We start from the raw sequence: 26,518 nt of genomic DNA on the forward strand, positions 1-26,518 counted from the left end.
TCGCCGCTGACGAGAGAGCTGCTACTCTCTCCCAGCGGTTCATTCTCGCCTCTTCGCAATGAATGTCATAAGACAAGCGCGTCGCATGAGGCCGGACGAACGCGACGCGCTGTAGGCCGCTGGAAAGAAAACGCCAACAGGCGTTCTGAGATCACCTTACCCCCTCCCAACTGCGCGCCCAACTCTCTATATTGGGTCATGGAAAAGCGAATCTATCCCCAAGCCATTGAATCGGTCGTCACGCCGGAGCCGTTTGGCCGACAGAGCTTCAACGATGCCAAAAAGGCGGTCGCGGCCCTGCAGGTGCTTTACGATCGCAATACCAAATTCCTGCGCGATTCATTTACCGCTCTCGCCGCGGGCGGCGACAACAACAAACGCTACCGGGCCTTCTATCCGGAGATCGGCGTCACTACGAGTTCGTTCACCCAGATCGACTCGCGGCAGGCCTATGGTCACATGCCGACGCCGGGGCATTTCTCGACCACCGTCACCCAGCCCGCCCTTTTCGAAAGCTATCTCACCGAACAGCTTCGGCTGATCATGCGCAACCACGGCGTTCCGGTCACGGTCTCGGAATCGACCACTCCCATCCCGCTGCATTTCGCCTTTCTCGAGGGCACTCATGTCGACGGCACTGCCGCGGAACGCATCAAACGGCCGATCCGTGACCTGTTCGACGTGCCGGATCTCGACGGCACCGACGACCAGATCGCCAACGGCACGTTCGAAGTGGCATTGGGCGAGGCACGGCCGCTGGCACCGTTCACCGCGCAACGGATCGACTATTCGCTGCACCGGATGTCGCATTATACGGCGACCAGTCCCCAGCATTTCCAGAACTTCGTGCTGTTCACCAACTACCAGTTCTACATCGATGAATTCGTCGCCCGTGCACGCGATTTAATGGCCAATGGCGGTGACGGATACGTCGAGTTCGTCGAGCCGGGCAATATCGTGACCAAAGTCGGGGACAGCGCGCCCGGTGAGGGTGCCGCGCCGCCTCGCCTGCCGCAGATGCCGGCCTATCATCTGAAGAAGCCGAACCATGGCGGCATCACCATGGTCAATATTGGCGTTGGCCCTTCCAACGCCAAGACGATCACCGACCACATCGCGGTGCTCCGGCCGCATGCCTGGGTGATGCTCGGCCATTGCGCCGGCCTGCGCAACACGCAGGCGCTGGGGGATTATGTGCTGGCGCATGCCTATGTGCGGGAAGACCATGTCCTCGACGACGATCTTCCGGTCTGGGTGCCGATCCCGCCGCTGGCCGAAATCCAGGTGGCGCTGCAGGAAGCGGTCGCCGAGGTCACCGGGCTTTCCGGCTACGACCTCAAGCGCATCATGCGCACCGGCACCGTCGCCACTATCGACAACCGCAATTGGGAGCTGCGCGACCAGCGCGGGCCGGTGCAGCGGCTGTCGCAGTCGCGGGCGATCGCGCTCGATATGGAATCGGCGACGATCGCCGCCAATGGCTTCCGCTTCCGGGTGCCCTATGGCACGCTGCTTTGCGTATCCGACAAGCCGCTGCATGGCGAATTGAAGTTGCCCGGCATGGCGACCGAGTTCTACAAGCGGCAAGTAGCGCAGCACCTGACCATCGGCATCAGGGCGATGGAGAAGCTGGCTGGAATGCCGATGGAGCGACTGCATTCGCGCAAGCTCAGGAGCTTTTCGGAAACTGCCTTCCAGTAAATGCGAATCACATGTGTCGGTCCAGGTCAGAACATTTCGTCATCTTGATTGAGCCGCATTTCTGCCGATAGACAAAGCAATGGCACGTGTTCGGGACATGACGGTTGCGCTGGCATTCGTCGCAATGCTTGCACTCTCGGCCGCGCTGGTGGCCGGGTTCTTCGGATCGCTGCATCCGGCCCTCGATTCCTTTGCCCATTTCCGCGTCCATTTTTCCGTGCTGATGGCGCTTTGCGCGCTGCCGCTGCTCGCCACCTCGTTTCGCCTGCAGGCCGCGGCCGCATTGCTGTTTGCCGTAGCCTCCTTTGCCACCACGTCGAATGCCTTGCCGCTTTCGCGGCTATGGCAGGTGCAGGCCGCCTACGAAGCCAAACCCGGTGACGAGCCGGTCTACCGCCTGCTGCAGATGAACCTCAGGTTCAACAATCCAACGCCTGAGAAGGTGCTGTCGCTGATCGGCCGGACCCAGCCTGATGTGATCACCCTCGACGAGGTGTCCGAGATGTGGAAGGCAAAGCTTGGGCTGCTATCCGGCGCTTATCCCTACCGGATCCTCTGCCCGTATCCCAATGGCGTGTTCGGCGTTGCGCTGCTGTCCAGACGACCGTTTGCCATAGGCACGGAGCCGCACTGCGACAGCCGCGGCGCGATGGCGATCGCCACGGTCGATTTCGGCGGAACCGACGTCGATGTCGCCGCCATCCACCTCACCTGGCCATGGCCGCACAACCAATCACGGCAGATTGGAGGGTTGTCTGACGAAATCGCCTCGCTTGGCGAGACGTCGATCCTGGCAGGCGACTGCAACGCAGCGCCATGGAGCGCCGCCGTCCGGCGCGTCGCATCGCTTGGCAAGCTGACCGTAATGCCGTCGGTCGGGCCGACCTGGCTCTACAGAAGGCTGCCGGATTTCCTGCGCTTCGCCGGACTGCCGATCGACCAGGTTTTCAGCAAGGGCGCTATCGTCATCCGTTCAGCGTCGAAGCTGGAAGACACCGGCTCAGACCATCTGCCGGTGCTGGTGGAGTTTTCGCTACGGTCGGACGAACAAAAGCCGCTCGACGAGCACCAGACGGCGACCGCGCTTGCGGCGCTGCCTGGCGGGACGCGAAGCTGAAAATCCGCAGTCCAATCTCGACCTGGCTTATTACTGGCCCACAAAAGCGCGGATGAGGTGCTCGACAGGGCCGCCGTCGCGATGCTCGTGCGCATCGAAGGCGATCTGCTTTGCCTCGTATTCGGCATAGATGGCACTGATCCGGCGCTTTGCCTCGCGACGTGCCTCGAAACAGTGCGGGTCATCACCGACTGTCAGCCTTCGAACCGACTTTTCGGTGGCCCGCATCATCTGTCTGGCGATGCGGCCATGGGTCTCTTCATGGGCGCGGACGCCAGCGAAGAACCGCTTCCACCGCTTCTGCAGCGCCGGCGACGTGGCTGAGACTAGTTTGGGATAGGTATAGAAGAGATTGAGCGTCCCGTTGGCCTGGCGCAGGCGGCAGACGCCGTTTTCCGTGTAGGCGTCGAAGGTCCAATCATCGACGCTGTAGCCGGTCTGCGCGATGGCGTGGGTCATGAAGCCGTGCTTCGGCCCACTGCGATCCATGGCCCCGATCAGGGCCGCGCCGGTGGTTCCGGCAATGTTGTAAGTTCGTGTCTTGACCAATACTTTAGTGTCGGCCAAGGCTGAAGGGGTGCACAACGCCCCAATCGCCACAACGCTCGTCAGAACTGCCAGACGCATTTTCCTTCCTCCCTGTCGTCACAGAAAGGAAACACAGGCAGGCGGTCTATTCAACAATCCTACGGTTGCGCTGCTCCTCATCTTGTTTGGTCCGGAGCAAACCTTGTGACTTACATGTTCTGGTAGACCGGGCCCTCGCCGCCCTGTGGCGGCACCCAATTTATGTTCTGGTTCGGGTCCTTGATGTCGCAAGTCTTGCAGTGCACGCAGTTCTGCGCGTTGATGACGAAGCGCACATCCTTGGCGGCAGGATCGGCGGCGGCATTGCCGTCCTTGTCGACCCATTCGTAGACGCTGGCCGGGCAGTAACGCGTCGAGGGCCCGGCATAGACGTCATGCTCGGAGCGCTTCTGCAGGTCCATGTCGGCGACGAGCAGATGCACCGGTTCGTTTTCCTCGTGGTTGGTGTTGGACAGGAACACCGACGACAGCCGGTCGAAGGTCAGCACCCCGTCCGGCTTCGGGTAGGCGATCTTCTGGTGCGCGGCGGCCGGTTCCAGCGTGGCGTAGTCGGCCCTGCCGTGCTTCATCGTGCCGAAGGGCGAGAAGCCGAACAGCGTGTTCAGCCACATGTCGAGGCCGCCAAGGCCGACGCCGACAATGGTCCCGAAGCGCGACCATAGCGGCTTGACGTTGCGCACTTTCTTCAGGTCCTTGCCGATATCGGTGGCGCGCCAGGCGGCCTCGTAGGAGGCCAGCTCGTCATTGGCGCGGCCGGCGGCTATCGCATCACAGACATGCTCGGCCGCCAGCATTCCGGAGAGCACGGCATTGTGCGAGCCCTTGATGCGCGGCACGTTGACGAAGCCGGCCGCGCAGCCGATCAGCGCACCGCCGGGGAAGGACAGTTTCGGCACCGACTGCCAGCCGCCTTCGGTGATGGCGCGGGCACCATAGCCCAGCCGCTTGGCACCCTCGAAGGTGCCGCGGATCGCCGGGTGGGTCTTGAAGCGCTGGAACTCGTCGAAGGGCGACAGATAGGGGTTCTTGTAGTTCAGGTGAACGACGAAGCCGACTGCCACCTGGTTGTCCTCGAGATGGTAGAGGAAGGAGCCGCCGCCGGTCTTCATATCGAGCGGCCAGCCAAAGGAATGCTGGACAAGGCCCGGCTGGTGGTTTTCCGGTTTGACCTGCCAGAGTTCCTTGAGGCCGATGCCGTATTTTCCGGGCTCGCGGCCGTCGGAAAGGCGGTATTTGGCGATCAGCTGTTTGGCGAGCGAGCCACGCGCGCCCTCACCGATCAAGACATATTTGCCCATCAGCGCCATGCCCGGCGCAAAGCCCGGACCGTGCGTGCCGTCCTTCTCGACGCCCATGTCGCCGGTAACGACGCCGGTGACCGCACCGGCCTCGTTGTAGAGCAGGCCGACCGCGGCGAAGCCCGGATAGATCTCGACGCCCAGCGCTTCGGCCTTTGTCGCCAGCCAGCGGCAGACATTGCCGAGCGAGACGACATAGTTGCCGTGATTGTTCATCAGCGGCGGCATCAGGATATTGGGCAGACGGAACGAACCGGCGGGGCCGAGAACCAGGAAATGGTCGTCGGTGACCGGTGTCCTGAAGGGATGACCCTCCTCTTCGCGCCAGCCGGGCAGCAGCCGGTCGATGCCGATCGGATCGACGACGGCGCCGGACAGGATGTGCGCGCCGACTTCGCCGCCCTTTTCCAGCACGACGACGGAAAGCTCGGGATTGACCTGCTTGAGACGGATCGCGGCGGCAAGGCCGGCCGGGCCGGCGCCGACGATGACCACGTCGAATTCCATGCTTTCGCGTTCGATATCGCTCATCGACTCCTCACTGGCTCGCTAGTCCCGGCATCTTGCTGGCTCACGCGCTGCATAGCGCATCAAATAGCGACGGGAAACCGGCGCGGACGTGACAATACCGATTTCGTCAAAAAGTCACGTCCTGCCGCACAGATTCGCCTTGGCGAGCATCAATCTTCAATCCTATTCCGTTTGCAGAGATATGTCGCACCGATGTTTTTAATTGTTCGACGGCTTGCTTATCGGCCATACTTCCCGCCATGCGCATATTCGGGCCGGCTGGCTTTTCATCGACGCGCTTTTTTTTCACGCCCGGCCGGATTTGCCGTGCGGCGCTCTTGGCGCTTCTGCCGCTGCCGGCCCTCGATGCGCGTGCCGAGCAGCAACTGGTCTGGGCCACCGGCGCCTATTCCTTTTCCGACGAGCGGGGCGGCTTCCGCATCACCGGGGCTTCCGGCATCGGCACGAAGGAGGATCCGCTGGTCATCACCGAAGAGCTGAATTCAGCGACCCCGGTAACGCTGGCCATTCGCACGACCAAGCCGATCCAGCCGTTCGGCAAGGCGGGAGACTTCGCCAACGGTCTGATGTATATGCGCATCGACGTGCTCAACAATAGCGGCCAGGCCTGGGTCGAGTTCCAGTTCGAACTCCAGGAGATCCTCGACCAGCCGAGCGTGTTCGGCGACGGGCTGTCGTTCGACCAGCGCAACAAAACGCCCGAAAATATCTGGTCGAGCAGCTACGCCGATTTCGACCGCAATTTCGAACCCTATGACCGCCTGCTGTTCAAGAACGGCAAGATCGACCCGCTGAAGACCGCCAGCTTTTATTTCCTGATTACCGACTACACGCCGCGCTGGACGTTCTATCTGGTGCAGGATCCGCGCATACCGTCGAGCTGAACTTGCAAATTCAAGCTCCGCGGCCGAATGTGAAACCATGACTGCCGCCCCCCACAATAGCCGAGCCGATCTCGCCGAGCTGCTGGCCTTCTACGCCAGCGCCGGCGTCGACGAGGCACTTGAAGAACAGCCGGTAAACAGGTTTGCAGAAGCCAGGCCGCCGGAGCGGGTGCCTGCGGCGGCCGCACTGCCGGCCGGTGAAAATGCGGCGCCACAACGCTCGACGAGCGTGTCGCGCGCCGAAATGGGCGAGAGACCGAATACGGCACCGGCCGTGCGAACGCCCCCGGCCACCGCAACAGTGCCCGACGAGGCGCAGGCGGCATTGGCGCGGCAACTGGCGAGGTCGGCGGCAAGCCTCGACGAGCTTCGCCAGCACATGGCGGCATTCGACGGCTGCAATCTCAAATTCACCGCCAAGAACCTGGTGTTCGCCGACGGCAATCCGACTGCCGCGGTGATGCTGGTCGGCGAAGCGCCGGGCCGCGACGAGGACATAGAGGGCTTGCCGTTCGTCGGCCGCTCGGGCCGGCTGCTCGACCGCATGCTGGCCGCGATCGGTCTTGACCGGCATTCTGCCTACATCGCCAACGTGATTCCCTGGCGGCCGCCGGGCAACCGCACGCCGACGCCGCACGAGACCGAGATCTGCCGGCCGTTCATCGAGCGGCAGATCGAACTGGTCAATCCGAAGGTGCTGGTCAATCTCGGCGGCCCGTCGGCAAAGACCCTGCTCAACACCTCCGAAGGCATATTGCGGCTGCGCGGCAACTGGCGCGTCCACACGACCCCGTCCGGCGTCGCCATTCCTGCCATGCCGACCCTGCATCCGGCCTATTTGCTGAGAACGCCGGCGCACAAGAAGCTGGCGTGGCGGGATTTCCTCGAAGTGAAGGCGAAGTTGCGGGCGCTTGGGTAATGGCGCAGGGCGCGTCTTCCGTTCTCCCCTTGCGAGGAAGGAAGGGCGGCATCATGACCTGGCAGGTAATTGAAATGCGCCCACTGCCGGCCTAGTCATCTCGTCATGACAGCAGCCCAGATTTCCGCCGGCAGTCTCATTCGCGAATGGCGTACACGCCGGCGCATGAGCCAGCTCGACCTTGCTATGGAGGCCGAGATCTCGCAGCGGCATCTGAGTTTCGTGGAAAGCGGCCGCGCCGCACCCTCGCGTGATATGGTGTTGCATCTGGCAGAGCAGCTCTCGATCCCGCTCAGGCAGCGCAACCAGCTGCTGCTGGCCGCCGGCTTTGCCCCGAGCTTCAGCGAACGACCACTTGACGATGCCTCGATGGCACCGGTGATGGCGGCGGTCGAGACCGTGCTCAAGGCGCACGAGCCGTTCCCGGCGCTTGCCGTGGACCGGCATTGGAACCTGGTGTCGGCGAACGCCGCCATCGGCCCGTTCCTCGCCAATGTCGCCGATGCCTCCCTGCTGAAGCCGCCGGTCAACGTGTTGCGCCTCAGCCTGCATCCCGGCGGCATCGCGCCGCGCATCGTCAACCTTGCGGAGTGGCGGACGCATCTTCTGGAGCGGCTGAAGCGGCAGAACGACGCTACCGCCGATCCGGTTCTGGTCGAGCTCGAGCGCGAGCTTCGGGCCTATCCGTCCGGCCTTAAAGGCAGCCGGCCAGCGCCGGTCGAACCGAACGCGATTGTCCATCCGCTCAAGCTTGCCCATGGCGACGCGGTGCTGTCGTTCATCAGCACCATCACCGTGTTCGGCACGCCGCTCGACGTGACGCTGTCGGAGCTGGCGATCGAATCTTTTTTCGCCGCCGACGAGCAGACGCGGGCGGTGCTGATGCGGCTGGCGAAAGAGCGGACCGACGCAGCGAAGGGCTGATCACCCTTCCGGCGCGACGGCCTTGCGGGTGCGGGTGCGTTCGAGACCCAGCTGGCGCTCGCGCCAGATGATGAAAATCCCCGCCGCAACCACGATCATGCCGCCGACCAGCATGTTGATCGTTGCGACGTCGCCAAAGACCAGATAGCCGACGACGACGCCGAGGATCATCGAAGTGTATTCGAAAGGTGCCACGACGGAAGCCTCGGCATGGCGATAGGCCGAGGTCATCAGGATCTGGCCAAGCCCGCCGCAAAAACCCGCGGCAATCAGAAGCCCCGCCTGTGCTGGCGTCAGCGCCTGCCAGCCAAATGGCAGCGAAAGCAGCGCCATGACGCTCGCAGTTACCGAAAACCACAGCACGATGGTCGCCGTCCGCTCGCTCTGGACGAGGTTGCGAACCAGGAGCATGGCGATGGCCGAGATCGCCGCGGCTATTAGGGCGGCGATGACGCCGAGCACCTCCTGATCGCCAAGGGCAGCGCCCGAACTGAGCAGCGTCAGTTCCGGCCACGAGATGATCAGCACCCCGACCAGGCCGACGGCAACCGCACTCCAGCGATAGATGCGGATGGCTTCGCCGAGGAAGATCGAACTGAACACCACGACCAGCAGCGGCTGCGCGTAGTTCAGCGTGATCGCCTCCGGCAGCGGCAGCCGCGTCAGCGCGAAGAAGCCGAGCCCCATGGCACAGACACCGACGACGCCGCGCGCAATGTGGTTGAGCGGGCGCTTCGTCGAAAAGGCCGTTCCGAGTTTTCCCTGGAAGGCGAGGAAGGCGATGATCGGAAAGATGGCAAAGAAGGAGCGGAAGAAGACGATCTGGCCCGCCGACACGGTGCCTGCCGCCTTGATGCAGGACGACATGCCGACGAAGACCGCCACCGATACGATCTTGAGCACGATCCCGGTCAGCGTGCTGTGTTCGCCGGCGTGGTCGCCGGCAGCAAGCACTGGCAAGTCCGGTTCGGCTGTCACGCCCCTTTTGCTTCCTCGATCGCCACCCAGATGCGCGCCGGCGTTGCCGGCATGTCGATATGCCTGATGCCGTAGGCGCGGTAGAGCGCGTCGGTCACCGCATTGAGCGCGGCAGGCGTCGACCCGATCGTACCCGCCTTCCCGGCGCCTTTGAGGAAGGCCTGATCCTCGCGACGCAACACAGAGGCGCTCATCCCGAATTTCGGCGTGACAACGGTCATGGAAGCCTCGCGATGATGCTTGGGAAATGATCGCCTGAAATAGACGTCGCTGCAGTTTTGTCGAGGGAGCGTTTCGTGTAAAGAGCGCAGACTTCAAATTATTTGGACCAGCGGACCCGCCCGCCGCTCCCGGATCGACAGGAAAAATCAAGGAATGCGCACAGATACCGGCCAGGTCTTCAAGCTCGAAGACTATCGCCCCAGTGATTATCTCATTCCGGAAACCAGCCTGACTTTCCGCCTTTCGCCTGAAGCAGCGCATGTCACCGCCGTGCTGATGGTCGAACGTCGCGACGGGATTGCGGCGTCGGTGCCACTGGTGCTGGATGGCGACGGGCTGACGCTCCGCAGCATCGCCATCGACGGCCAGGAACCCAGCCCTGCGGATTTTCTCACCACGCCCGATCAACTCACAATCATCAGCCCCCCTGCGGCAAGGCGCTTCCAGCTGAGAATTGAAACCGTGTTGGCGCCGGCGCAGAACGAAGCGCTGATGGGCCTCTATCGCTCCAGCGACGTCTATTGCACGCAGTGCGAGGCCGAAGGCTTTCGCCGCATCACTTATTTCCTCGACCGTCCCGACATCCTGTCGGTTTATACGGTGCGCATTGAAGCTCAGCGCCGTGAGGCGCCGCTGCTTTTGTCCAACGGCAACCCGGTCGACGGCGGCGAGCTTGCCGCCGGCTGGCACTATGCGGTCTGGCATGACCCGTTCCCCAAGCCGTCCTATTTGTTTGCGCTGGTGGCGGGCGACCTCGGCAAGATCTCGGACAGTTTTGTTACCCTGTCTGGTCGCAAGGTCGAGCTCGGAATCTATGTCGAACCGGGCAAAGAGAGGCTCGCCGGCTACGCCATGGACGCTTTGAAACGGTCGATGAAATGGGACGAGGAGGCGTTCGGCCGCGAATACGACCTCGACGTCTTCAACATCGTCGCCGTGTCCGACTTCAATATGGGCGCGATGGAGAACAAGGGTCTTAACATCTTCAACGACAAGTATGTGCTGGCCGACCAGGAAACTGCGACCGACGCCGATTTCGCCAATATCGAAGCCATCATCGCGCATGAGTACTTCCACAATTGGACAGGCAATAGAATCACTTGCCGCGACTGGTTCCAGCTTTGCCTGAAGGAAGGGCTGACGGTTTTCCGCGACCACGAATTCTCCGCCGATCAGCGCTCGCGCGCCGTCAAGCGCATAGCCGAGGTTCGTACGCTGCGCGCCCATCAATTTCCCGAGGACCAAGGGCCGCTGGCGCATCCGGTGCGGCCGCGCCGCTACCGCGAGATCAACAATTTCTATACGGCGACGGTCTACGAAAAGGGCTCGGAAGTCGTGCGCATGATCCATACTATCCTCGGCGCCGAGACGTTCCGCGCCGGCATGGACCTCTACTTCGAGCGTCACGACGGCCAGGCGGCGACGATCGAAGATTTCATCAAAGTGTTCGAAGACGTCTCAGGTCGCGACCTGTCGCAGTTTTCGCTGTGGTATCATCAGGCCGGTACGCCGAACCTGACCGTCAGTTCGGCGTATAATCCGGCAGCGCGCGAATTCACGCTCGAAATCGAGCAGTCAGTGCCGCCAACGCCGTCGGAAAGCCGCAAGCGGCTGATGCACATCCCGCTTGCCTTCGGCCTGGTTGGCGCCGCCGGAGAGGCGATAGCCCATAGCGGCGTCGAAGGGGCGAACGTCGAGGATGGTGTCATCCATATCCGCAAACGCCGCCATGTCGTCAGGTTTTCCGGGATTGCCGAGCGTCCGGCCATGTCGCTCAACCGTGGCTTTTCGGCGCCGGTGACGCTTTCGGTCGAGCAGCGGCCCGACGACCAGTTTTTTCTGGCTGGCCACGACAGCGACGCCTTCTCGCGCTGGCAGGCGTTCAACACGCTTTTGACCGATGCGCTGATTGCAGCCTTCCGTCAGATCCTGGACCACAGGCAACCCGAGTTCAGTGCCCGGCTGACCGAGCTTGCCGGCAAGATAGCCGGCGACGAAGCACTCGAACCCGCCTATCGGGCGCTGGCCCTGGCGCTGCCCGGCGAGGCCGATATTGCCCGCGACATAGGCAAGAACATTGACCCCGACGCCATTTTCGCGGCGCGCGAGGCGCTGGCGGTTGCGATCGCCGAGACCAACAGCGAGATATTCTCCAAACTTTACGATCGGCTCGCCGACAATGATCCGTTCAGCCCGGATGCGACCAGTGCCGGGCAGCGGGCGCTGCGCAATGTCCTGCTGGATTATCTCTCCTTGCTACCGGGAGGTGCGGAACTCGCTGCCCGGCACTTCCAATCGGCGACCAACATGACGGATCGGGCCGCGGCATTGACCGTGCTTGCGCACCGTCACCACGGCTCACCTGAGGCGACCAAGGCGCTGGCCGATTTCGAGGCGAAATATGCAACCGATCCGCTGGTGATGGACAAATGGTTCCAGATCCAGGCCAGCGTGCCCGGCCCGCAAACTGTCGACGCGGTGCGCGCCTTGACCAGCCATCCGGCGTTCTCGATGGCCAACCCGAACCGGGTACGCGCGCTCATCGGCACGTTCTGCAGTGCCAACCAGACCGGCTTCCATAGCGCCGACGGCGAGGGCTACCGGCTTTTCGTCGAAACGGTGCTGCAGGTCGAAAAACGCAACCCGCAGGTGGCCGCCAGGCTGGCGACGGCGCTCAGGTCGTGGCGCTCGCTCGAACCGGTGCGGCAGGCCAAGGCAAGGGAGGCGTTGCTTTCGATCGCCAATACCGAGAAGCTGTCGGCCGATTTGCGAGACATCGTCGAGCGCACCCTCGCCTGACAACGCGCCAACTCACCACCACAATGCCATCCCGCCCGAAAACCCATTATTTTAGTCGATTTTTAATCTTTTTTCGCCGCGCCTCTGGACAAGGCGAATCACGTTTGATTCTTTACTGACGATTCGGAAGTGCGGCGTTGCCGGATCGCCAAGCAGATTGAAAATCGGGGAGTGCCATTTATGGCGAAGGCGGACGCGTGGGGCGCGCCCGGTGGGACGGCTTTTGAGCGACGCGAGGCGCGAAGCGACGGTCTTGCAGGCAATACGCGGCTCATCGCCGAACCTGCCTACCGACGGCTGCTGGCAGCCGAGCCGCTGTTGCGGCGATCGATACCGGCCCTCATCATCATCTTTCTGTTGATCATCGCAGTGCTGCGCTTTCTGTCGCTGATGAACGAGCACGACGAGATCGAGCGCGACGCCAAGGCGATCCTTGCGCTGGCCGCCGGCCAACTGGCCAGTTCGATCGCCGCCGACGCGACGGTGGTTTCCGCGCCCGGCGCAATCCAGGACCTGTTGGAGAGCACCGGTCGTCAGGGCGCGATGGGGCGAAGCCACGTACTGGCGATCACCGACAGCGCTTTCAAGATTATTGCCGTATCGCCGCAGTCGATGCGCTGGGAGGGGCGATCGCTCGATGGAGTCGTCCAGGGCGGGCAGCCGCTGTTCATGTTCGGCAACCGCGCCGGGGTGATGGAGGTCAGCATCGGCGGACAGGACTGGTACGCGGCAGTGAGCCTGGCGAATGGCCGAAGGGGTGCCGCGGCAGCGTTTGTGCCGCAGGAGGCAGTCTTTGACGCCTGGCGCAAGACGGTCTCGCTCAACGTCACGCTGTTCGTGCTGACGGCCGGCGTGCTGATCATCATCCTCTACGCCTATTTCGGCCAGGCGGCGCGCGCCCAGACCGCCGACCGCATCTATCTCGAAGCCCACCAGCGCATCGACATGGCGCTGGTACGCGGCCGCTGCGGTCTGTGGGATTGGGACATGGTGCGCGGCAAGATGTACTGGTCGCGCTCGATGTACGACATGCTGGGCTACGAGCCTTGCGACACGATGCTGTCGTTCGGCGAAGTCGACGAAATCATTCATCCCGAGGACGGCGATTTGTTCGAACTCGCCAGCAGGATCGTCGCACGCGAGATCGACCATATCGACCAGGTGTTCCGGATGCGCCATGCCGACGGCCAATGGGTTTGGATGCGCGCAAGAGCACAGGTTATCGATCCGGAAGCGCCGGAGATCCAGCTGATCGGCATCGCCGTCGACGTCACCGAGCAGCGGCACCTGGCGCTGCGCTCCGAAGCGGCGGACCTGCGCCTGAGGACCGCCATCGAAAACATCAACGAATCCTTCGTCTTGTGGGATTCGTCCGAGCGCCTGATCATGTGCAATTCCAAATACCAGCAGGACAACGGCCTGTCGGATCGCGACGTGATGCCGGGCGCTCCGCGCGCCGTGCTAGAGGAACGCATGCTGGCCTTCGCCTCGGAGCGGCGGCTTGCCAATACCAACGGACCGCAGGGGGGCGTGACCTTCGAGCGCCAGCTTGCCGACGGCCGCTGGCTGCAGGTGAACGAGTTGCGGACAAGGGACGGCGGCATCGTCTCGGTCGGCTCCGACATCACCCAGATCAAGCTGCACCAGGAGAAGCTGGTCGACAGCGAGCGCCGGCTGATGGCGACAATCCACGACCTCAGCCTTGCCCGCCGCGCGGAAGAGGAACGGGCTCGTGAGCTCGTCGAGCTCAATCGCAAATACATGAAGGAAACCGAACGGGCCGAAGCGGCAAACCGGGCCAAATCCGAATTCCTGGCCAACATGTCGCACGAGTTGCGCACCCCGCTCAACGCGATCATCGGCTTCTCGGAACTGATGGAACGGCGGCTGTTCGGGCCGCTGGGTTCGCCGCGTTACGAAGAGTATGCCACCGACATCAACGGCAGCGGCAAATATCTTCTCGGCGTCATCAACGACATCCTCGACATGTCGAAGATCGAGGCCGGCCAGTTCGCGCTGGATCAGGAAGAAATCGATCTCTGCCCGCTTATCAGGGAGACGGTTCGCGTCGTTTCTCTGCAGGCGGCGGAAAAGTCGATCACCGTCGAAACCCGCATCGCCGATTCGCTGACGCTGTTCGCCGACCGCAGGGCGATCAAGCAGATCCTCATCAACCTTCTGTCCAATGCAGTGAAGTTCACCGGGCAAGGCGGCCACATCTCGGTCAGAGCCCGCAGCATTTCCAGCGCGCTGATCCTGACGATCGAGGACAATGGCTGCGGCATCCCGAAGGCGGCGCTGAGCAAGCTCGGGCGGCCATTCGAACAGGTGCAAAATCAGTTCTCCAAGAGCCATGCCGGCTCCGGCCTCGGCCTCGCCATCTCGCGCTCGCTAGCCGAGCTTCAGGGTGGCGCGTTGAAGATCCGCTCGACCGAAAGCGTCGGCACGATCGTCTCGGTACGCATCCCGATCAAGAAAGCCGCGCAGGCGGTCAGGGCCGCTGCCTGAACGACAAAATAAGTCTCCGGCGGCTCGCGGCGCCGGAGCAGTTATCAAATTCTCACTGCATGCCGTCAGCGCCATCATTGCCCTCGCCGTCCCATTGGCGGTGACGGCCGGGACCCTTCGGCAGTTCGTTCTTCTCGATCTTACCGTCATTGTCGCGGTCGAGCATGGCGAAGACCTTCTTCTGACGGCTGGCGATGTCGTCGGCGGTCAGCGTGCCGTCGCCCTTGGTGTCGTAGCGGGCGATGATGCGCCTGGCCATCTGCTCGAAGCGCGCCTTCTCCAGTGCGTCGGCGAGCTGTGCCACGGTCAGCTTGCCGCCATTGTCGGCGACCATCTTCTTCAGCCGCGCGTTCATGGCGTCGGAGAACTGGTCGAAGGTGATGGTTCCGTCATTGTCCTTCATGACCTTGCCGAGGCGCATCATCATGCCGTCGCGCGGCCCGGCGCCGGAGTGCTCGTCTGCATAGGCAGCGGTGCCGACGGCGCCGGCCAGGGCTGCGAAAACGAGTGCAAGTCTGGTTGTCTTTCTCATGGTCTTCTCCTGTTGCATCGTCACCCCCGATGCTAGAGCGGCGGACCTTCAATCCCCCGCTCTAATCTCTTTGATTGAACATCGGAACCTCCCAAAAACAGGTCGCAATGTTCGGTCCGATGCTCTCGCCCGTACGGCTGGTTGCCGTCACGGTTGTTACGCACGAAGCAGAAGGTCGAAATCCTTTCTGACCTTCTGCGACGTCTCCTTGAGATGCGCTTCAAGCACCCCGAAATCCGGCAGGTCGGTGACCGCCAGAAGCAGATCCGAAAGCCCTGGCGGAACATCGTCGCGTTCGAACGCGCCGGTGAGGCAAAGCCGTATCATCTGGGTCAGCGCCAGATAGAGCGAATAGGCATCCACCAGTTCCTGCCTGACCTGGGCGCTGGCGAAATCCGGCGCCAGGCGCGACAGGACCTCAGCCGTGCCGGTGGCCCTGCGGCCTGCCTCGATCTTTCCCGTGATCAGCGCAACCTGGGCAATGAATTCGAGATCGATGAGGCCGCCCGGGATCAGCTTGATGTCCCAGGGATCGCGCGGCGGCTTCTCCTTGTCGACCATGGCGCGCATCTCGGATGCCTCGGCCATCACCTTGGCTGGATCGCGCGGCAGAGCGAGCACTGCGGCAACTTCCCCTTCGACCTCGCGGCAGAGCTCGGCATCGCCGCCGATCGCACGGGCTCGCGCCAGCGCCATGTGCTCCCATGTCCAGGCGTCCTGGCGCTGATACTTCTTGAAGGCGTCGACATGGGTGGCAACCGGCCCCTTGTTGCCGGACGGCCGCAGGCGAAGGTCGAGTTCGTAGAGCACGCCCTCGGCCGTCGGCGCTGAAACGGCGGCGATCAGCCGCTGCGTCAGCCGGCTGTAGTAATGCGACGGGGCAAGCGGCTTGTCGCCGTCGGACTCCTCCGCATCGGCGTCGTGATCGTAGAGCAGGATGAGGTCGACGTCGGAGCCCGCCGTCAGTTCGCGGCTGCCGAGCTTGCCCATGCCGAGCAGCGCGACCCGGCCGCCGGCAATATAGCCATGACGCAAAGCGAATTCCGCCATCACCGCCTGCAATGCCGCCTCGATGGTCAGGTCGGCAAGATCGGAAAAAGCGCGGCCGGCGCGCGGCGGGTCGATCGACCCGGCAAGCAGCCTGACGCCGATCAGGAATTTTTGCTCCGAAGCAAAGATGCGCAATCGGTCGAGCACGTCCTCATAGGCCCTGTCGCCTTCGAGGAAGGCGGCAAGGCGCGCCGACAGATAGGCGCGGTTGGGCAGTTCGCTCAGCAGCGCCGGATCGAGCAGCCCATCGAAGACATGCGGCCGGCGCGTGATGATGGCGGCCAGCCGCGGTGCCGCGCCCATGATCGTGGCCATCAGCTTCAGCAAAGCCGGATTCGACTGCAGCAGCGAAAACAGCTGGATGCCGGCAGGCAGGCCGGCAAGGAATTCGTCGAAGCGGATCACCGCCTCGTCCGCTCGCCGCGTCTGGCCGAAGGCTTGCAGCAGCGCCGGCGTCAGTTCCGTCAGCCGCTCGCGCGCCTCCGCCGACCGGGTGACGCGGTAACGGCCGAAGTGCCAGCCGCGAATAACCCGGCAGATGTCGCTCGGCCGCTGGAAGCCGAGCCGCTGCAAGGTCTGCAGGGTATCGGGATCGTCGACGTCGCCGGTAAAGACCAGATTGCCGATGCCGGCCGAAAGCTCCGGCGCGGTTTCGAACAGCGCTGCATAGTGGCGCTCGACCTGGTGCAGCGCCGCGCGGAACGTTTCGGCAAGGCCTGCCGCATCGGCAAAGCCCAGCATGCGGGCGACGCGCTCCAGCCCCTCTTCGTCCTCCGGCAGAATGTGCGTCTGCTCGTCGGCAACCATCTGGATGGCATGCTCGACGCGGCGCAGGAACCAGTATTGCCTGGTGAGCGCATCACGCGCATCGGCGGTGATCCAGCCGCGCGCGGAGAGTTCGCCGAGCATCGGCACGGTCTCGCGGCCGCGCAGTTCGGGAAAGCGGCCGCCGGCGATGAGCTGCTGGGTCTGGACGAAGAACTCGATCTCGCGGATGCCGCCGCGGCCGAGCTTGACGTTATGGCCCTTAACCGCGACCTCGCCATGGCCCTTGTGGGCGTGAATCTGGCGCTTGATCGAATGGACGTCGGCAATCGCCGCATAGTCCATGTATTTGCGCCAGATATAGGGCTGCAGTTCCTTTAGGAAGACGGCGCCGGCGGCAACATCGCCGGCCACCGGGCGCGCCTTGATCATGGCGGCGCGCTCCCAGTTCTGGCCGCGCGCCTCATAGTAGCGCAGCGCCGCCTCGACCGGGATCGCAAGCGGCGTCGAGCCGGGGTCGGGACGAAGTCTGAGATCGGTGCGGAAGACGTAACCGTGCTCGGTGCGGTCCTGAAGAATGCGGACCAGCCGGCGGGTCAGGCGCGAAAACAGCTCTGTGGCGTCGAGCGGATCGACGACGGCTGGCGCATCGGGGTCGAAGAAGACCACGAGGTCGATGTCGGAGGAAAAGTTCAACTCATGCGCGCCGAGCTTGCCCATGCCGAGCAGGATCCAGCCCGAGCGTCGCGCCGGATTTTTGGCATCCGGCAATCGGAGCTTGCCTTGCTCATGCGCGTCGCGGAGCAGGAAATCGACGGCCGCACGCGTGCAGGCGTCGGCAAGGTCGCTCAGTCGCCTCACCGTCAACGAGGTCTCGGCCTCGCCGGCGAGATCGGCCAAGGCGATCAGGAAATGCGCCTCCGCCTTGCATTGGCGCAGCTCCATCATCAGGCTGCTTTCGGAGACGGCCTCTACGCGTGCTGCCTTGTCGACCGCGGCGCCGATCGATGCCAGCCGCGCCTCGATGGTCCCGTCGAAAAGCGCATCGAGTATCCGCGGCCGGCGGCGCGCGGTATCGCGCAGGAACGGCGACAGGTCGAACACGGCGGCGAGGAAATCCTGGACGACCCCCTTGCCTGCCAAGAATTTCGCCAGTCGCGGCAGTTCTTTTTGCCGCGCGGCGTCGGCGATCTCCGACAATTCCTGCCTGGCGCGGCTTGCATCCAGCGGAACGAGCTTTATCGCCGGCTTCAACAGCCAGTCCGTTTCGAGGCGTCGCACTGCCATCCTCGCTACCATCAGCGGCCCTCCCGCCCGGGAAAACTCATGACGACGGACAATCCGGGATTGCCGGGCAGAAGCTCAAGCCGTCCATTGTGGAACGTCATGATCGCCTTGGCGAGGCTCAAGCCAAGGCCGGAACCCGGCTGCGAGCGGCTCTTTTCCAGCCGCACGAAACGCTCGGTCACCCTGGCACGGTCGACATCGTCGGGAATGCCCTGGCCGTTGTCGGAGACGGCGAGTCTGATCTCGCTATCGACACGCTCCAGCGTCACGCGAACCGTAGGCCTGGAGGTCGAGTCGGTCGAATATTTGATCGCGTTGTCGACGATGTTGGACAGCGCCTGGCCGATCAGCTCGCGATTGCCGTTGACGACGAAAGAACCTTGCACCGAAGTTTCGAGCGTCACGCCCGCCTCCTCCGCCACCGGCTCGTAGAGTTCGACGACGTCGTGCACGGCAGCGGCTAGATCAACCCTGGTGGTGCTTTCCGAGGAATAGCCGGCTTCCAGTCGCGAGATCATCAGGATGGCGTTGAAGGTCTTTATCAGCTGATCGGATTCGGCGATCGTTCCTTCCAGCGCCTGCCGGTAGTCGCTGGTGTTGTGCTTGCCGGAAAGCGTCGCCTCGGCGCGATTGCGCAGCCTGGTCAGCGGCGTTTTCAGGTCGTGGGCGATGTTGTCGGAGACCTGCTTCAGGCCCTCGTTCAGCGTGGCGATCCTGGCCAGCATGGAGTTGAGGTTTTCCGACAGCCGGTCGAACTCGTCGCCGGCGCCGGTGACCGGCAGCCGGCCGGAAAGATCGCCGCCCATGATGCGGCGGCTCGCCTCCGACACGCTGTCGATGCGCTTCAGCGCCGCGCGCCCGACGAAGAACCAGATCAGCAGCCCGCCGACGCCCATCATGCCGAGCGCCAGCATCAAGGCGCGACGAATGACGGCGCGGAAGCGCTCCGGCTCGCCGAGGTCGCGGCCGACCAGCATGATCATCTGGTTGGGCAGGCGCAGCACCAGGGCAATGGCGTTGTGGCCTTTCTCGCCTTCGGCCTGTACTTCGCTCTGGGCGGGCTCGTTCGGGTCGGAGACCGGGTTGCGCTGCCGCTCGAGCTCGCCCTCGCCGAAGCGGCGGTAGGAGAACGGTTCGGTGGTCCAGCCCTCGGCCTCGATCACGCCCGGCTCCAGGCTCTGCACATTGCCGGTCAGGATCTGGCCGTTGGCATCGGCGATCAGATAGAGATTGGCGCCGGGCTGGCGGGAGCGCTGCTCGACGACGCGAACCAGCAACGGCAGGCCGCCGCGCTGATAGGCTCGGGCCAGGCCGAGCACCTCGTCGTTGATCGTCTCCTGCGTCTGGGCGGTCAGCATGCGCGCCGACAGCGAGGTCATGTACAAGACCAGCAACACCGCGCACAGCGCAAAAAGCAGAAGATAAAGCGCTGAAAGCCGCGCTGCCGTCGTCCTCATGATGGCCGGCACGGAAAGAGCCATGGGGTTCTAGCCGCTTTTCAGCATATAGCCGGCGCCGCGAACCGTGTGCAGGATCGGCTTGTCGAAGCCTTTCTCGATCTTGCCCCGCAGCCGCGAGATATGAACGTCGATGACGTTTGTTTGCGGATCGAAATGGTAGTCCCAGACATTCTCGAGCAGCATGGTGCGCGTCACCACCTGGCCGGCATGGCGCATCAAATATTCGAGCAGGCGGAACTCGCGCGGCTGCACCGTTATCTCGCGCCCGGCGCGCCGCACCGAGTGCGACAGCCGGTCGAGTTCGAGATCGCCGACCCGGTAGACGGTTTCGGCTTCCCTGGCGCTGGCGCGGCGGTTCAGCACCTCGACGCGGGCGAGCAGTTCGGAAAACGCGTAGGGTTTGGTCAGATAGTCGTCGCCGCCGGCGCGCAGACCGGTGACCCGGTCGTCGACTTCGCCCAGCGCCGACAGGATCAGCACGGGCGTCGTATTGCCCCGGGACCTGAGCCCGGCGATGACGGACAGGCCGTCGCGGCGCGGCATCATGCGGTCGACGACCATGACGTCATAGTCGCCGGAATCGGCGAGCGCGAAGCCGGTTTCGCCGTCGCCCGCGACATGGGCGGTATGGCCGGCCTCGGCGAACGCCTTCTGCAGGTAGTCGGCTGCCTCGCGATCGTCTTCTATGACGAGAATCTTCATAGAACCGTTATACGCGATTTCGCTGGAAGATTGAGTGGCCGGCATATGCATCGTGGCCTTCTCCATGGCGTATCGCGAACAAAGTGATTCAGGGATACGCGGTAAGTCTTTGTTTTAGCATGTCGTAGCCTAAAACCGCTTCACGCCTTGAGCGGCATGTTCGAGCGGCAGCGGGCGATGGGAAGCCCGCTGCCGCTGGGGCGGAACACGATGACTGACTAACGCATTCAGGCCCCGTGCTTTCCCGTGCGGCGGCTCGGGGGTGTTGAAAACCGCCACTCCGGAAAAGTCGAACCGGTCGTCAGCCCTTGGCGACAGGCAGCGCGACGAAGCGGTTGCTGTCGTCGCGGGTGATCTGCATCAGCACTGCCTTGCGTCCAGACTTCACCGCGTCGGCCATCGCCTTGTCGACGTCGCCGGTGCCGGTCACTTCCGTCGAATTGACGGAGGTGATGACGTCGCCGGGCTGGATGCCGCGATCGGCGGCATCGCTGTCGGGGTCGACGTCGGTCACCACAAGGCCCTTGCCATTGTCGGACTTGGTGACGGTCAGGCCGAGATCGGCGAGCGTGTCGGTCTTCGGCGCGGGGGCAGGCTGCTGGTCGGCCGAGGCCTGCTTGTCGCTCGACGGCAGCTTGCCGAGATCGACCTTGACCGCCTCGCTCTTGCCGTTGCGCCACACTGTGACATCGACCGATTTGCCGGGCGGGTAAGCGCCGATCAGACGGGCGAGTTCCTTCGGCGAAGCAACGTCCTTGCCGTCCACCTGGGTGATCACGTCACCGGCGGTGATGCCGGCCTTCTTGCCGGGACCATTGTCCTGCGCGCTGGCAACGAGCGCGCCCTTGCCGGACCCAAGGCCAAGCGACTCGGCGATTTCGGGGGTGACCGGCTGGATCTCGACGCCGAGCCAGCCGCGCTGCACGGTGCCGTTCTTCATCAGATCCTGTACGACCTGCTTGGCGGTCGAAGCGGGAATGTCGAAGGCAATGCCGACGCTGCCGCCCGACGGCGAGAAGATCGCGGTGTTGATGCCGACGACCTGGCCGTTGAGGTTGAAGGTCGGGCCGCCCGAATTGCCGCGGTTCACCGAGGCATCGATCTGGATGAAGTCGTCATAGGGGCCGGCGCCGATATCGCGGCCGCGGGCCGAAACGATGCCTGCGGTAACCGTGCCGCCGAGGCCGAACGGATTGCCGACAGCCACCACCCAGTCGCCAACGCGAACCTTGGAATCATCGGCGAAGTCGACATAGGTGAACTTGCTGCCGTCATCGACCTTGAGCACGGCAAGATCGGTGCGCGGATCGGTGCCGATCAGCTTGGCGTCGAGTTCCTTGCCGTCATTGGTCACCACGGTGAAGGCGGTGCCCTCCTCGACGACATGGTTGTTGGTGACGAGATAGCCGTCATCGGAGATGAAGAAGCCGGACCCTTGCGCCACCGGCCGCGGCTGGTCGTTGTTGCGGTCACGATGTCCAAAACGGCGCATTCCGTTCGGGCCCTGATCGCCGCCCTGATCGCCAAAGCCGCGGAATTCGCGGAAGAACCGGCGCAGCTGCGGGTTGTCGGGAAGATTGCCTAACCCGTCCTCGTCGTCCATCTGGCCGGAACCGTCATCGGCCGTCGACTGGATCTTGGCCTTGACGCGCACGCTGACGACCGCTGGCGAAACGCGCTCGACCACATCGGCGAAGCTCGGGACCTGCGGTGCCTCGACACGCACGGCGTCGGCCAGCACCGGGGCTGTCCCGGTGGCAACAGCACCAAAGCCGATCGCGCCGGCAATGGCCAGGGATGCGGCTGCGGCCAGCAGGCGTTTGCGGGTGCGCAGATATGAATTGGGGGCAACATTCATGGTTCTCGTATCCTCTTTGCAAGGGACGCCCCTTGATTGGCATCCTCGACAAAGGAAATAGAGAGCCGCACATTACGGCGCCATTTCCGGTACATGAAACTTTTGTAATGTATCGATCAATCGCGGCGGAGTATCGCATCCAGCGCCGCCTTCTCGTCCGCGGTCAGGGCATTGGTCGCCGTCGAGCGGCGCGAGCGGGCGGCCAGCAGGATGAACGTCCCGCCAACGAGCAGCAGAAGAACTGGCGTCCCCCAGAGCAAGACATTGCGCAGATTGAAGCGTGGCTTCAGCAGCACGAATTCGCCGTAGCGCGAAACGACATAGTCCATCACCTGCTGATCGGTATCGCCGGCGACCAGGCGCTGGCGCACAAGAATGCGCAGGTCACGGGCAAGATCGGCATCGGACTCGTCGATCGACTGGTTCTGGCAGACCATGCAGCGCAAGCCTTCCGACAAAGCGCGCGCCCGCGCCTCGAGTGCCGGGTCGGCCAGCACCTCGTCGGGCTTGACTGCCTGCGCAGCGCCGGCGAACAACAGCGCCAGCAGCAGGACCAGCGAGGCCAGCGTGACCCTTTTCATGACGAGCTTGCGGATGGCACGGCGCCCGCTGGCTTGCGGCGCGACGGCGCGCCGACGCGAAGGCGGCGGTCGAGCAGTGACATCGCCGCGCCCGCCATCATCACCAGTCCGCCGCCCCAGATCAGCGTCACCAGCGGCTTCCACCATAGACGAACGACCACAGAGCCATCGCTGCCCTCGTCGCCAAGCGACAGATAGAGCTGGCTGAAGCCGATCGTCCTGATGCCGGATTCGGTCGTGGTCATCTGGCGCACCGGATATGAGCGCTTGGCCGAGGTGATCTCGCCTGTGACGCTGCCGTCGGCGCCAAGCAGGGCGAAGCGGCCGCGATCCTCAATGTAGTTGGGCCCCTGGGCCGGGTAGAGCCCCTCGAAGCGCAGCTTGTGGCCGGACAGTTCGACGGTCTCGCCGGCATGCATCGCCAAGATTTTTTCGGTGCCGAAGCAAAGCGTGCCGACAATGCCGAGCGTTGTCAGCCCGAGGCCGAGATGCGCAAGCGCTGTGCCGAAGACCGAGCGCGGCAGGCCGGCGAAGCGCCTGAGCATGGTGGCGGGCGCGACGGTGCCGAAGCCGGATTTGACGGCGAGATCGGTGAGCGCGCCGCAGATCAGCCAGAAGGCAAGGCCGACACCGAGTGCCGCCAACACCGAAGTGCCATCGATGAACAGGGCCGTCACCAGCACGGCGAGCAGCGCCGCCGCGAAAGCCGCCATCAGGCGCTGGGCGACCGCGAAAATGTCGCCGCGCTTCCAGGCGAGCAGCGGCCCGAACGGCACGACGACCAGCAGCGGCACCATCAGCGGGCCGAATGTCAGGTTGAAGAACGGCGCGCCGACCGAGATCTTGTCGGCAGACAGGGCTTCAACGACGAGCGGGTAGAGCGTGCCGACCAGCACGGTGGCGGTGGCGGTGGTCAGGAACAGATTGTTCAGGACCAGCGCGCCTTCGCGCGAGATCGGGTGAAATAGGCCGCCGGCCGTCAGCCGGGAGGCGCGCAAGGCAAATAGCGCCAGCGAGCCGCCGATGAACAGCGTCAGGATGCAGAGGATGAACACGCCGCGCGTCGGATCGGTGGCGAAGGCGTGCACCGAGGTCAGCACGCCGGAACGCACCAGGAAGGTGCCGAGCAGCGACAGCGAGAAGGTCAGGATCGCCAGAAGCAGCGTCCAGATCTTCAGCGCCGAACGCTTTTCCATGACGATCGCCGAATGCAGCAGCGCCGTGCCCGCCAGCCACGGCATGAAGGATGCGTTCTCGACCGGGTCCCAGAACCAGAAGCCGCCCCAGCCGAGCTCGTAATAGGCCCAGTAGGAGCCCATGGCGATGCCGCCGGTGAGGAACATCCAGGCGACCAATGTCCACGGCCTTACCCAGCGCGCCCACGATGCGTCGATGCGGCCCTCGATGAGGGCGGCGACCGAGAAGGAAAAGCAGATCGAAAAGCCGACATAGCCGAGGTAGAGCAGCGGCGGATGGATGGCGAGGCCGAGGTCCTGCAGGATCGGGTTGAGATCGCGGCCCTCGATAGGCGCCGGATTGAGCCTGACGAACGGGTTCGACGTCGTCAGGATGAACAGGAAGAAAGTGGCGCCGATCGCTCCCTGCACGGCAAGCACATTGGCCCGGAGCGTCGCCGGAAGATTGCCGCCGAAGACGGCGACGAGCGCGCCGAAGAAGGTCAGGATCAGCACCCAGAGCAGCATCGAGCCTTCATGATTGCCCCAGGTTCCGGTGATCTTGTAGATCAGCGGCTGCAGCGAATGCGAGTTCTCCCAGACGCTCTCCACCGAAAAATCGGAGCCTGCATAGGCGGTTGCCAGCGCCAAGAAAGACAGCGCCGTCAAGGCAAAGCCGGTCAGTGCGGCCGGTGCGCCGACGGCCATCATCTTGTGATTGCCGGTGCGCGCACCGAACAGCGGCACCATCGTTTGCACCAGGGCCAGCGCAAACGCCAGGACCAGGGCGAAATGTCCGGTTTCAACCATTGTCGCCGCGCTCGCTAGGTTCTGCCGCAGGTTCTTGCCGCAAAATGGTAGAACACTTCTGCGGAACCTTTCTACTCACTCTTGCTCTCCTGCCATACGCCCTTGGCCTTGAGGCCGTCCGCCACTTCCTTGGGCATATAGGTCTCGTCATGCTTAGCCAGCACGCTGTCGGCAATAAAGACCCCGTCAGGACCAAACGAGCCTTCGGTGATCACGCCCTGCCCTTCCCGGAAAAGATCGGGAAGAATGCCGGTATAGGTGACCTTGACGTCCTTCTGGTTGTCGGTCACCGAAAAGGCGACGGTGGCGCCCTGGCCGCGCTCGACGGTGCCATTTTCGACCAGGCCGCCGAGCCTGATGCGCTGGCCCGGCTGAAGGCTGGCGGTGGCCAGATCGGCCGGCATATAGAAATAGGAGGCCTTCTGGCCAAGCGCATAGAAGGTCAGCCCGGTTGCAACACCGAGAAACGCCAGTCCTGCGACGATCACCGACAGTCGTTTCTGCTTGCGCGTCATCGTCTACTCCGTCGCCGTCACGCCGAGCGAGGCGGCAAAGGCGGTGAATTTCCTGGCCTGGTCGCTGTCCGCGCCAAAGACGGCGATACCGCGATTGAGCGCGTCACGCGCCTGATCTGTCTTGCCCAGCACGGCATAGGAACGAACGAGCTGCATCCACCCTTCCTCGTCGCGCGGATTTTGCCGAAGCTTTTCGTCGAGGCCGGCAACCATGGTGCTGATCATGGCTTGCCGGTCCTGCGGCGACATCGAGGAAGCAGCATCGATATCCTCGGCGCTCGGCCCTTTCGCAGGCGTTTCCGAAGCAACGCTGCGGGCGGCGGATTCGGCCAGCGCCTGCTCGACGGCACCGCGCCACGGCGAGCCCTGCGGCAAGGCGGCCAGCATCTTTTGCCAGGCCGCCGTGGCTTCAGCTAAGCGGCCCTCCTGTGCCATGCCCATGGCGAGATAGAACGAGGCCTTCGGATTGGCCGGATCAAGCTTCAACGCCGCCTCGAAAGCCGCCTGCGCTTCGGCCGAGACAATGCCGCCGGCCGCATTGGCGATCGCCTCGCCAAGACCCGCCTGACGGGCAGCGCTGTCGCCGTCGAGGCGGATGGCGTTGCGATAGGCGGTTACCGCATCGGCGTATCGCTGCATGCGCAGATAGACCGGCGCCAGCACGTCCCAGCCGCGGCCATCGGATGGGTTGGCCGCCAGGTGCGCCTCGGCGCGGGCTATCAGCTCGTCGACCGAGCTATCGGCGGGGTTCTTGGCCAGGCGTTCGCTGAGCGGCTGCGACGGCAGGTCGGGTGAGCCGAGCTGGCCATAGAGGCCCCAGCTGACCAGCGGAACAACCAGCACGGCAGCCGTCGCCACCAGCCTTGTCGACCGCGACGGCTGCGTCGCCGTGTCGTCGGCCTGGCCGGCATTGCTCAGGCGAAGGATACGGCGGGCGATTTCGGCGCGAGCCTCTTCGGCCTCAATTGGCTGGATCAGGCCACGCGCCATATCGCGGTCAAGCTCGGCCAACTGGTCGCGATAGACTTCAAGGTCGTGATCGCCGGCAGCGGACGCGTTCTTCGAACCACCGGTCAACGGCAGCAGCACCGCCAGGCTTGCGCCCAGCGTCAGGATTGCGGCTATGACCCAGAACAGCATGGCTCTTCCAATAGAACGAGACCCTTGCCCTGCCAACACAAGCGTGCTGCGACGCTTTGGCGGGGCCGCTCCGATCGATAATGCATGTCGCGCAAAAGTGTGCAGCGGTTTTGCGGTAACGACATGCGTCAAAACAAGAATCTAAAGTATCCGTTTTGATCAAGGGGTTTTAGG

The 26,518-nt window shown here is 63.6% G+C and carries 21 protein-coding genes; 7 read left to right on the forward strand and 14 right to left on the reverse strand.

The window, feature by feature from the left end; all coding sequences use genetic code 11:
- Nucleotides 1-198: 198 nt before the first annotated feature.
- Nucleotides 199-1,701 (forward strand): AMP nucleosidase, encoded by a 1,503-nt coding sequence (locus NKJ40_RS29030; protein WP_352468990.1) that lies wholly within the window; start codon nucleotides 199-201, stop codon nucleotides 1,699-1,701.
- A gap of 79 nt (nucleotides 1,702-1,780) precedes the next feature.
- Nucleotides 1,781-2,818, forward strand: coding sequence for an endonuclease/exonuclease/phosphatase family protein (locus NKJ40_RS29035; RefSeq protein WP_352468991.1), 1,038 nt, complete (start codon nucleotides 1,781-1,783; stop codon nucleotides 2,816-2,818).
- Nucleotides 2,819-2,848: 30 nt separating this feature from the next.
- Here the strand turns inward: NKJ40_RS29035 and NKJ40_RS29040 are convergent, their stop codons facing one another.
- The 3 genes from NKJ40_RS29040 to NKJ40_RS29050 form a co-directional block, all read right to left on the reverse strand.
- Nucleotides 2,849-3,445, reverse strand: coding sequence for a DUF922 domain-containing protein (locus NKJ40_RS29040; protein WP_352468992.1), 597 nt, complete (start codon nucleotides 3,443-3,445; stop codon nucleotides 2,849-2,851).
- A gap of 110 nt (nucleotides 3,446-3,555) precedes the next feature.
- Nucleotides 3,556-5,235, reverse strand: coding sequence for an electron transfer flavoprotein-ubiquinone oxidoreductase (locus NKJ40_RS29045; protein WP_352468993.1), 1,680 nt, complete (start codon nucleotides 5,233-5,235; stop codon nucleotides 3,556-3,558).
- Between the two features lie 106 nt (nucleotides 5,236-5,341).
- A complete protein-coding gene (locus NKJ40_RS29050; RefSeq protein ID WP_352469009.1) occupies nucleotides 5,342-5,524 on the reverse strand; it encodes a hypothetical protein in 183 nt (60 codons plus the stop codon).
- Between NKJ40_RS29050 and NKJ40_RS29055 the strand changes: the two genes are divergently transcribed.
- The 3 genes from NKJ40_RS29055 (at nucleotide 5,475) to NKJ40_RS29065 (ending at nucleotide 7,962) form a co-directional block, all read left to right on the forward strand.
- Nucleotides 5,475-6,119, forward strand: a complete 645-nt coding sequence (locus NKJ40_RS29055) for a hypothetical protein (protein WP_352468994.1) — start codon at nucleotides 5,475-5,477, stop codon at nucleotides 6,117-6,119. The genes NKJ40_RS29050 and NKJ40_RS29055 overlap by 50 nt on opposite strands.
- 37 nt (nucleotides 6,120-6,156) lie before the next feature.
- Nucleotides 6,157-7,038, forward strand: coding sequence for a uracil-DNA glycosylase (locus tag NKJ40_RS29060; protein ID WP_352468995.1), 882 nt, complete (start codon nucleotides 6,157-6,159; stop codon nucleotides 7,036-7,038).
- A gap of 105 nt (nucleotides 7,039-7,143) precedes the next feature.
- The gene (locus tag NKJ40_RS29065) at nucleotides 7,144-7,962 is read left to right on the forward strand and encodes a helix-turn-helix domain-containing protein (RefSeq protein WP_352468996.1); all 819 of its coding nucleotides are present in this window, start codon (nucleotides 7,144-7,146) and stop codon (nucleotides 7,960-7,962) included.
- Here the strand turns inward: NKJ40_RS29065 and NKJ40_RS29070 are convergent, their stop codons facing one another.
- Both NKJ40_RS29070 and NKJ40_RS29075 read right to left on the reverse strand, forming a co-directional pair.
- Entirely contained in the window at nucleotides 7,963-8,940 is a 978-nt protein-coding gene (locus NKJ40_RS29070; RefSeq protein WP_502903778.1) for a DMT family transporter, read from the reverse strand.
- Nucleotides 8,937-9,161 carry a hypothetical protein gene (locus NKJ40_RS29075; RefSeq protein ID WP_352469010.1) on the reverse strand — a complete coding sequence of 75 codons (225 nt, stop codon included), beginning with the start codon at nucleotides 9,159-9,161 and terminating at the stop codon, nucleotides 8,937-8,939. The genes NKJ40_RS29070 and NKJ40_RS29075 overlap by 4 nt, the downstream gene beginning before the upstream one ends.
- A gap of 154 nt (nucleotides 9,162-9,315) precedes the next feature.
- On the opposite strand from NKJ40_RS29075, the gene pepN reads away from it, so the two are divergent.
- Both pepN and NKJ40_RS29085 read left to right on the forward strand, forming a co-directional pair.
- Nucleotides 9,316-11,961 carry an aminopeptidase N gene (gene pepN, locus NKJ40_RS29080; protein WP_352468997.1) on the forward strand — a complete coding sequence of 882 codons (2,646 nt, stop codon included), beginning with the start codon at nucleotides 9,316-9,318 and terminating at the stop codon, nucleotides 11,959-11,961.
- Between the two features lie 180 nt (nucleotides 11,962-12,141).
- The gene (locus tag NKJ40_RS29085; protein WP_352468998.1) at nucleotides 12,142-14,469 is read left to right on the forward strand and encodes a PAS domain-containing sensor histidine kinase; all 2,328 of its coding nucleotides are present in this window, start codon (nucleotides 12,142-12,144) and stop codon (nucleotides 14,467-14,469) included.
- A 52-nt stretch (nucleotides 14,470-14,521) separates the two neighbouring features.
- Here the strand turns inward: NKJ40_RS29085 and NKJ40_RS29090 are convergent, their stop codons facing one another.
- The 9 genes from NKJ40_RS29090 to ccmI form a co-directional block, all read right to left on the reverse strand.
- Nucleotides 14,522-15,001, reverse strand: a complete 480-nt coding sequence (locus tag NKJ40_RS29090; RefSeq protein ID WP_352468999.1) for an EF-hand domain-containing protein — start codon at nucleotides 14,999-15,001, stop codon at nucleotides 14,522-14,524.
- Between the two features lie 156 nt (nucleotides 15,002-15,157).
- Complete coding sequence (locus NKJ40_RS29095) at nucleotides 15,158-18,115, reverse strand: bifunctional [glutamine synthetase] adenylyltransferase/[glutamine synthetase]-adenylyl-L-tyrosine phosphorylase (protein ID WP_352469000.1); 2,958 nt, start codon at nucleotides 18,113-18,115, stop codon at nucleotides 15,158-15,160.
- A complete protein-coding gene (locus NKJ40_RS29100; protein ID WP_352469001.1) occupies nucleotides 18,115-19,584 on the reverse strand; it encodes a sensor histidine kinase in 1,470 nt (489 codons plus the stop codon). The genes NKJ40_RS29095 and NKJ40_RS29100 overlap by 1 nt, the downstream gene beginning before the upstream one ends.
- A 6-nt stretch (nucleotides 19,585-19,590) precedes the next feature.
- Nucleotides 19,591-20,265 carry a response regulator transcription factor gene (locus NKJ40_RS29105; protein ID WP_352469008.1) on the reverse strand — a complete coding sequence of 225 codons (675 nt, stop codon included), beginning with the start codon at nucleotides 20,263-20,265 and terminating at the stop codon, nucleotides 19,591-19,593.
- Between the two features lie 301 nt (nucleotides 20,266-20,566).
- A complete protein-coding gene (locus tag NKJ40_RS29110) occupies nucleotides 20,567-22,123 on the reverse strand; it encodes a Do family serine endopeptidase (protein WP_352469002.1) in 1,557 nt (518 codons plus the stop codon).
- Between the two features lie 116 nt (nucleotides 22,124-22,239).
- Nucleotides 22,240-22,704 carry a cytochrome c-type biogenesis protein gene (locus NKJ40_RS29115; RefSeq protein WP_352469003.1) on the reverse strand — a complete coding sequence of 155 codons (465 nt, stop codon included), beginning with the start codon at nucleotides 22,702-22,704 and terminating at the stop codon, nucleotides 22,240-22,242.
- The gene (locus NKJ40_RS29120; protein WP_352469004.1) at nucleotides 22,701-24,689 is read right to left on the reverse strand and encodes a heme lyase CcmF/NrfE family subunit; all 1,989 of its coding nucleotides are present in this window, start codon (nucleotides 24,687-24,689) and stop codon (nucleotides 22,701-22,703) included. Before NKJ40_RS29120 ends, NKJ40_RS29115 begins: the two co-directional genes overlap by 4 nt.
- A 71-nt stretch (nucleotides 24,690-24,760) precedes the next feature.
- The gene (ccmE, locus tag NKJ40_RS29125; RefSeq protein ID WP_352469005.1) at nucleotides 24,761-25,204 is read right to left on the reverse strand and encodes a cytochrome c maturation protein CcmE; all 444 of its coding nucleotides are present in this window, start codon (nucleotides 25,202-25,204) and stop codon (nucleotides 24,761-24,763) included.
- A gap of 3 nt (nucleotides 25,205-25,207) precedes the next feature.
- Nucleotides 25,208-26,344, reverse strand: a complete 1,137-nt coding sequence (ccmI, locus tag NKJ40_RS29130; RefSeq protein WP_352469006.1) for a c-type cytochrome biogenesis protein CcmI — start codon at nucleotides 26,342-26,344, stop codon at nucleotides 25,208-25,210.
- Between the last annotated feature and the right edge of the window lie 174 nt (nucleotides 26,345-26,518).

The organism is Mesorhizobium sp. M0119, from assembly GCF_040322615.1.
In the GTDB taxonomy this organism is placed as follows: domain Bacteria; phylum Pseudomonadota; class Alphaproteobacteria; order Rhizobiales; family Rhizobiaceae; genus Mesorhizobium.

What these genes read in the sequence shown, in the direction of transcription:
- NKJ40_RS29065 (WP_352468996.1), top strand. Translation starts at nt 7,144, where the DNA reads ATGACAGCAGCCCAGATTTCCGCCGGCAGTCTCATTCGCGAATGGCGT.
- NKJ40_RS29045 (WP_352468993.1), bottom strand. Translation starts at nt 5,235, where the DNA reads ATGAGCGATATCGAACGCGAAAGCATGGAATTCGACGTGGTCATCGTC.
- NKJ40_RS29095 (WP_352469000.1), bottom strand. Translation starts at nt 18,115, where the DNA reads ATGGTAGCGAGGATGGCAGTGCGACGCCTCGAAACGGACTGGCTGTTG.
- NKJ40_RS29105 (WP_352469008.1), bottom strand. Translation starts at nt 20,265, where the DNA reads ATGAAGATTCTCGTCATAGAAGACGATCGCGAGGCAGCCGACTACCTG.
- NKJ40_RS29055 (WP_352468994.1), top strand. Translation starts at nt 5,475, where the DNA reads ATGCGCATATTCGGGCCGGCTGGCTTTTCATCGACGCGCTTTTTTTTC.
- NKJ40_RS29110 (WP_352469002.1), bottom strand. Translation starts at nt 22,123, where the DNA reads ATGAATGTTGCCCCCAATTCATATCTGCGCACCCGCAAACGCCTGCTG.
- NKJ40_RS29100 (WP_352469001.1), bottom strand. Translation starts at nt 19,584, where the DNA reads ATGGCTCTTTCCGTGCCGGCCATCATGAGGACGACGGCAGCGCGGCTT.
- NKJ40_RS29120 (WP_352469004.1), bottom strand. Translation starts at nt 24,689, where the DNA reads ATGGTTGAAACCGGACATTTCGCCCTGGTCCTGGCGTTTGCGCTGGCC.
- NKJ40_RS29085 (WP_352468998.1), top strand. Translation starts at nt 12,142, where the DNA reads ATGGCGAAGGCGGACGCGTGGGGCGCGCCCGGTGGGACGGCTTTTGAG.
- NKJ40_RS29115 (WP_352469003.1), bottom strand. Translation starts at nt 22,704, where the DNA reads ATGAAAAGGGTCACGCTGGCCTCGCTGGTCCTGCTGCTGGCGCTGTTG.
- NKJ40_RS29030 (WP_352468990.1), top strand. Translation starts at nt 199, where the DNA reads ATGGAAAAGCGAATCTATCCCCAAGCCATTGAATCGGTCGTCACGCCG.
- NKJ40_RS29075 (WP_352469010.1), bottom strand. Translation starts at nt 9,161, where the DNA reads ATGACCGTTGTCACGCCGAAATTCGGGATGAGCGCCTCTGTGTTGCGT.
- NKJ40_RS29090 (WP_352468999.1), bottom strand. Translation starts at nt 15,001, where the DNA reads ATGAGAAAGACAACCAGACTTGCACTCGTTTTCGCAGCCCTGGCCGGC.
- ccmE (WP_352469005.1), bottom strand. Translation starts at nt 25,204, where the DNA reads ATGACGCGCAAGCAGAAACGACTGTCGGTGATCGTCGCAGGACTGGCG.
- ccmI (WP_352469006.1), bottom strand. Translation starts at nt 26,344, where the DNA reads ATGCTGTTCTGGGTCATAGCCGCAATCCTGACGCTGGGCGCAAGCCTG.
- NKJ40_RS29040 (WP_352468992.1), bottom strand. Translation starts at nt 3,445, where the DNA reads ATGCGTCTGGCAGTTCTGACGAGCGTTGTGGCGATTGGGGCGTTGTGC.
- pepN (WP_352468997.1), top strand. Translation starts at nt 9,316, where the DNA reads ATGCGCACAGATACCGGCCAGGTCTTCAAGCTCGAAGACTATCGCCCC.
- NKJ40_RS29035 (WP_352468991.1), top strand. Translation starts at nt 1,781, where the DNA reads ATGGCACGTGTTCGGGACATGACGGTTGCGCTGGCATTCGTCGCAATG.
- NKJ40_RS29060 (WP_352468995.1), top strand. Translation starts at nt 6,157, where the DNA reads ATGACTGCCGCCCCCCACAATAGCCGAGCCGATCTCGCCGAGCTGCTG.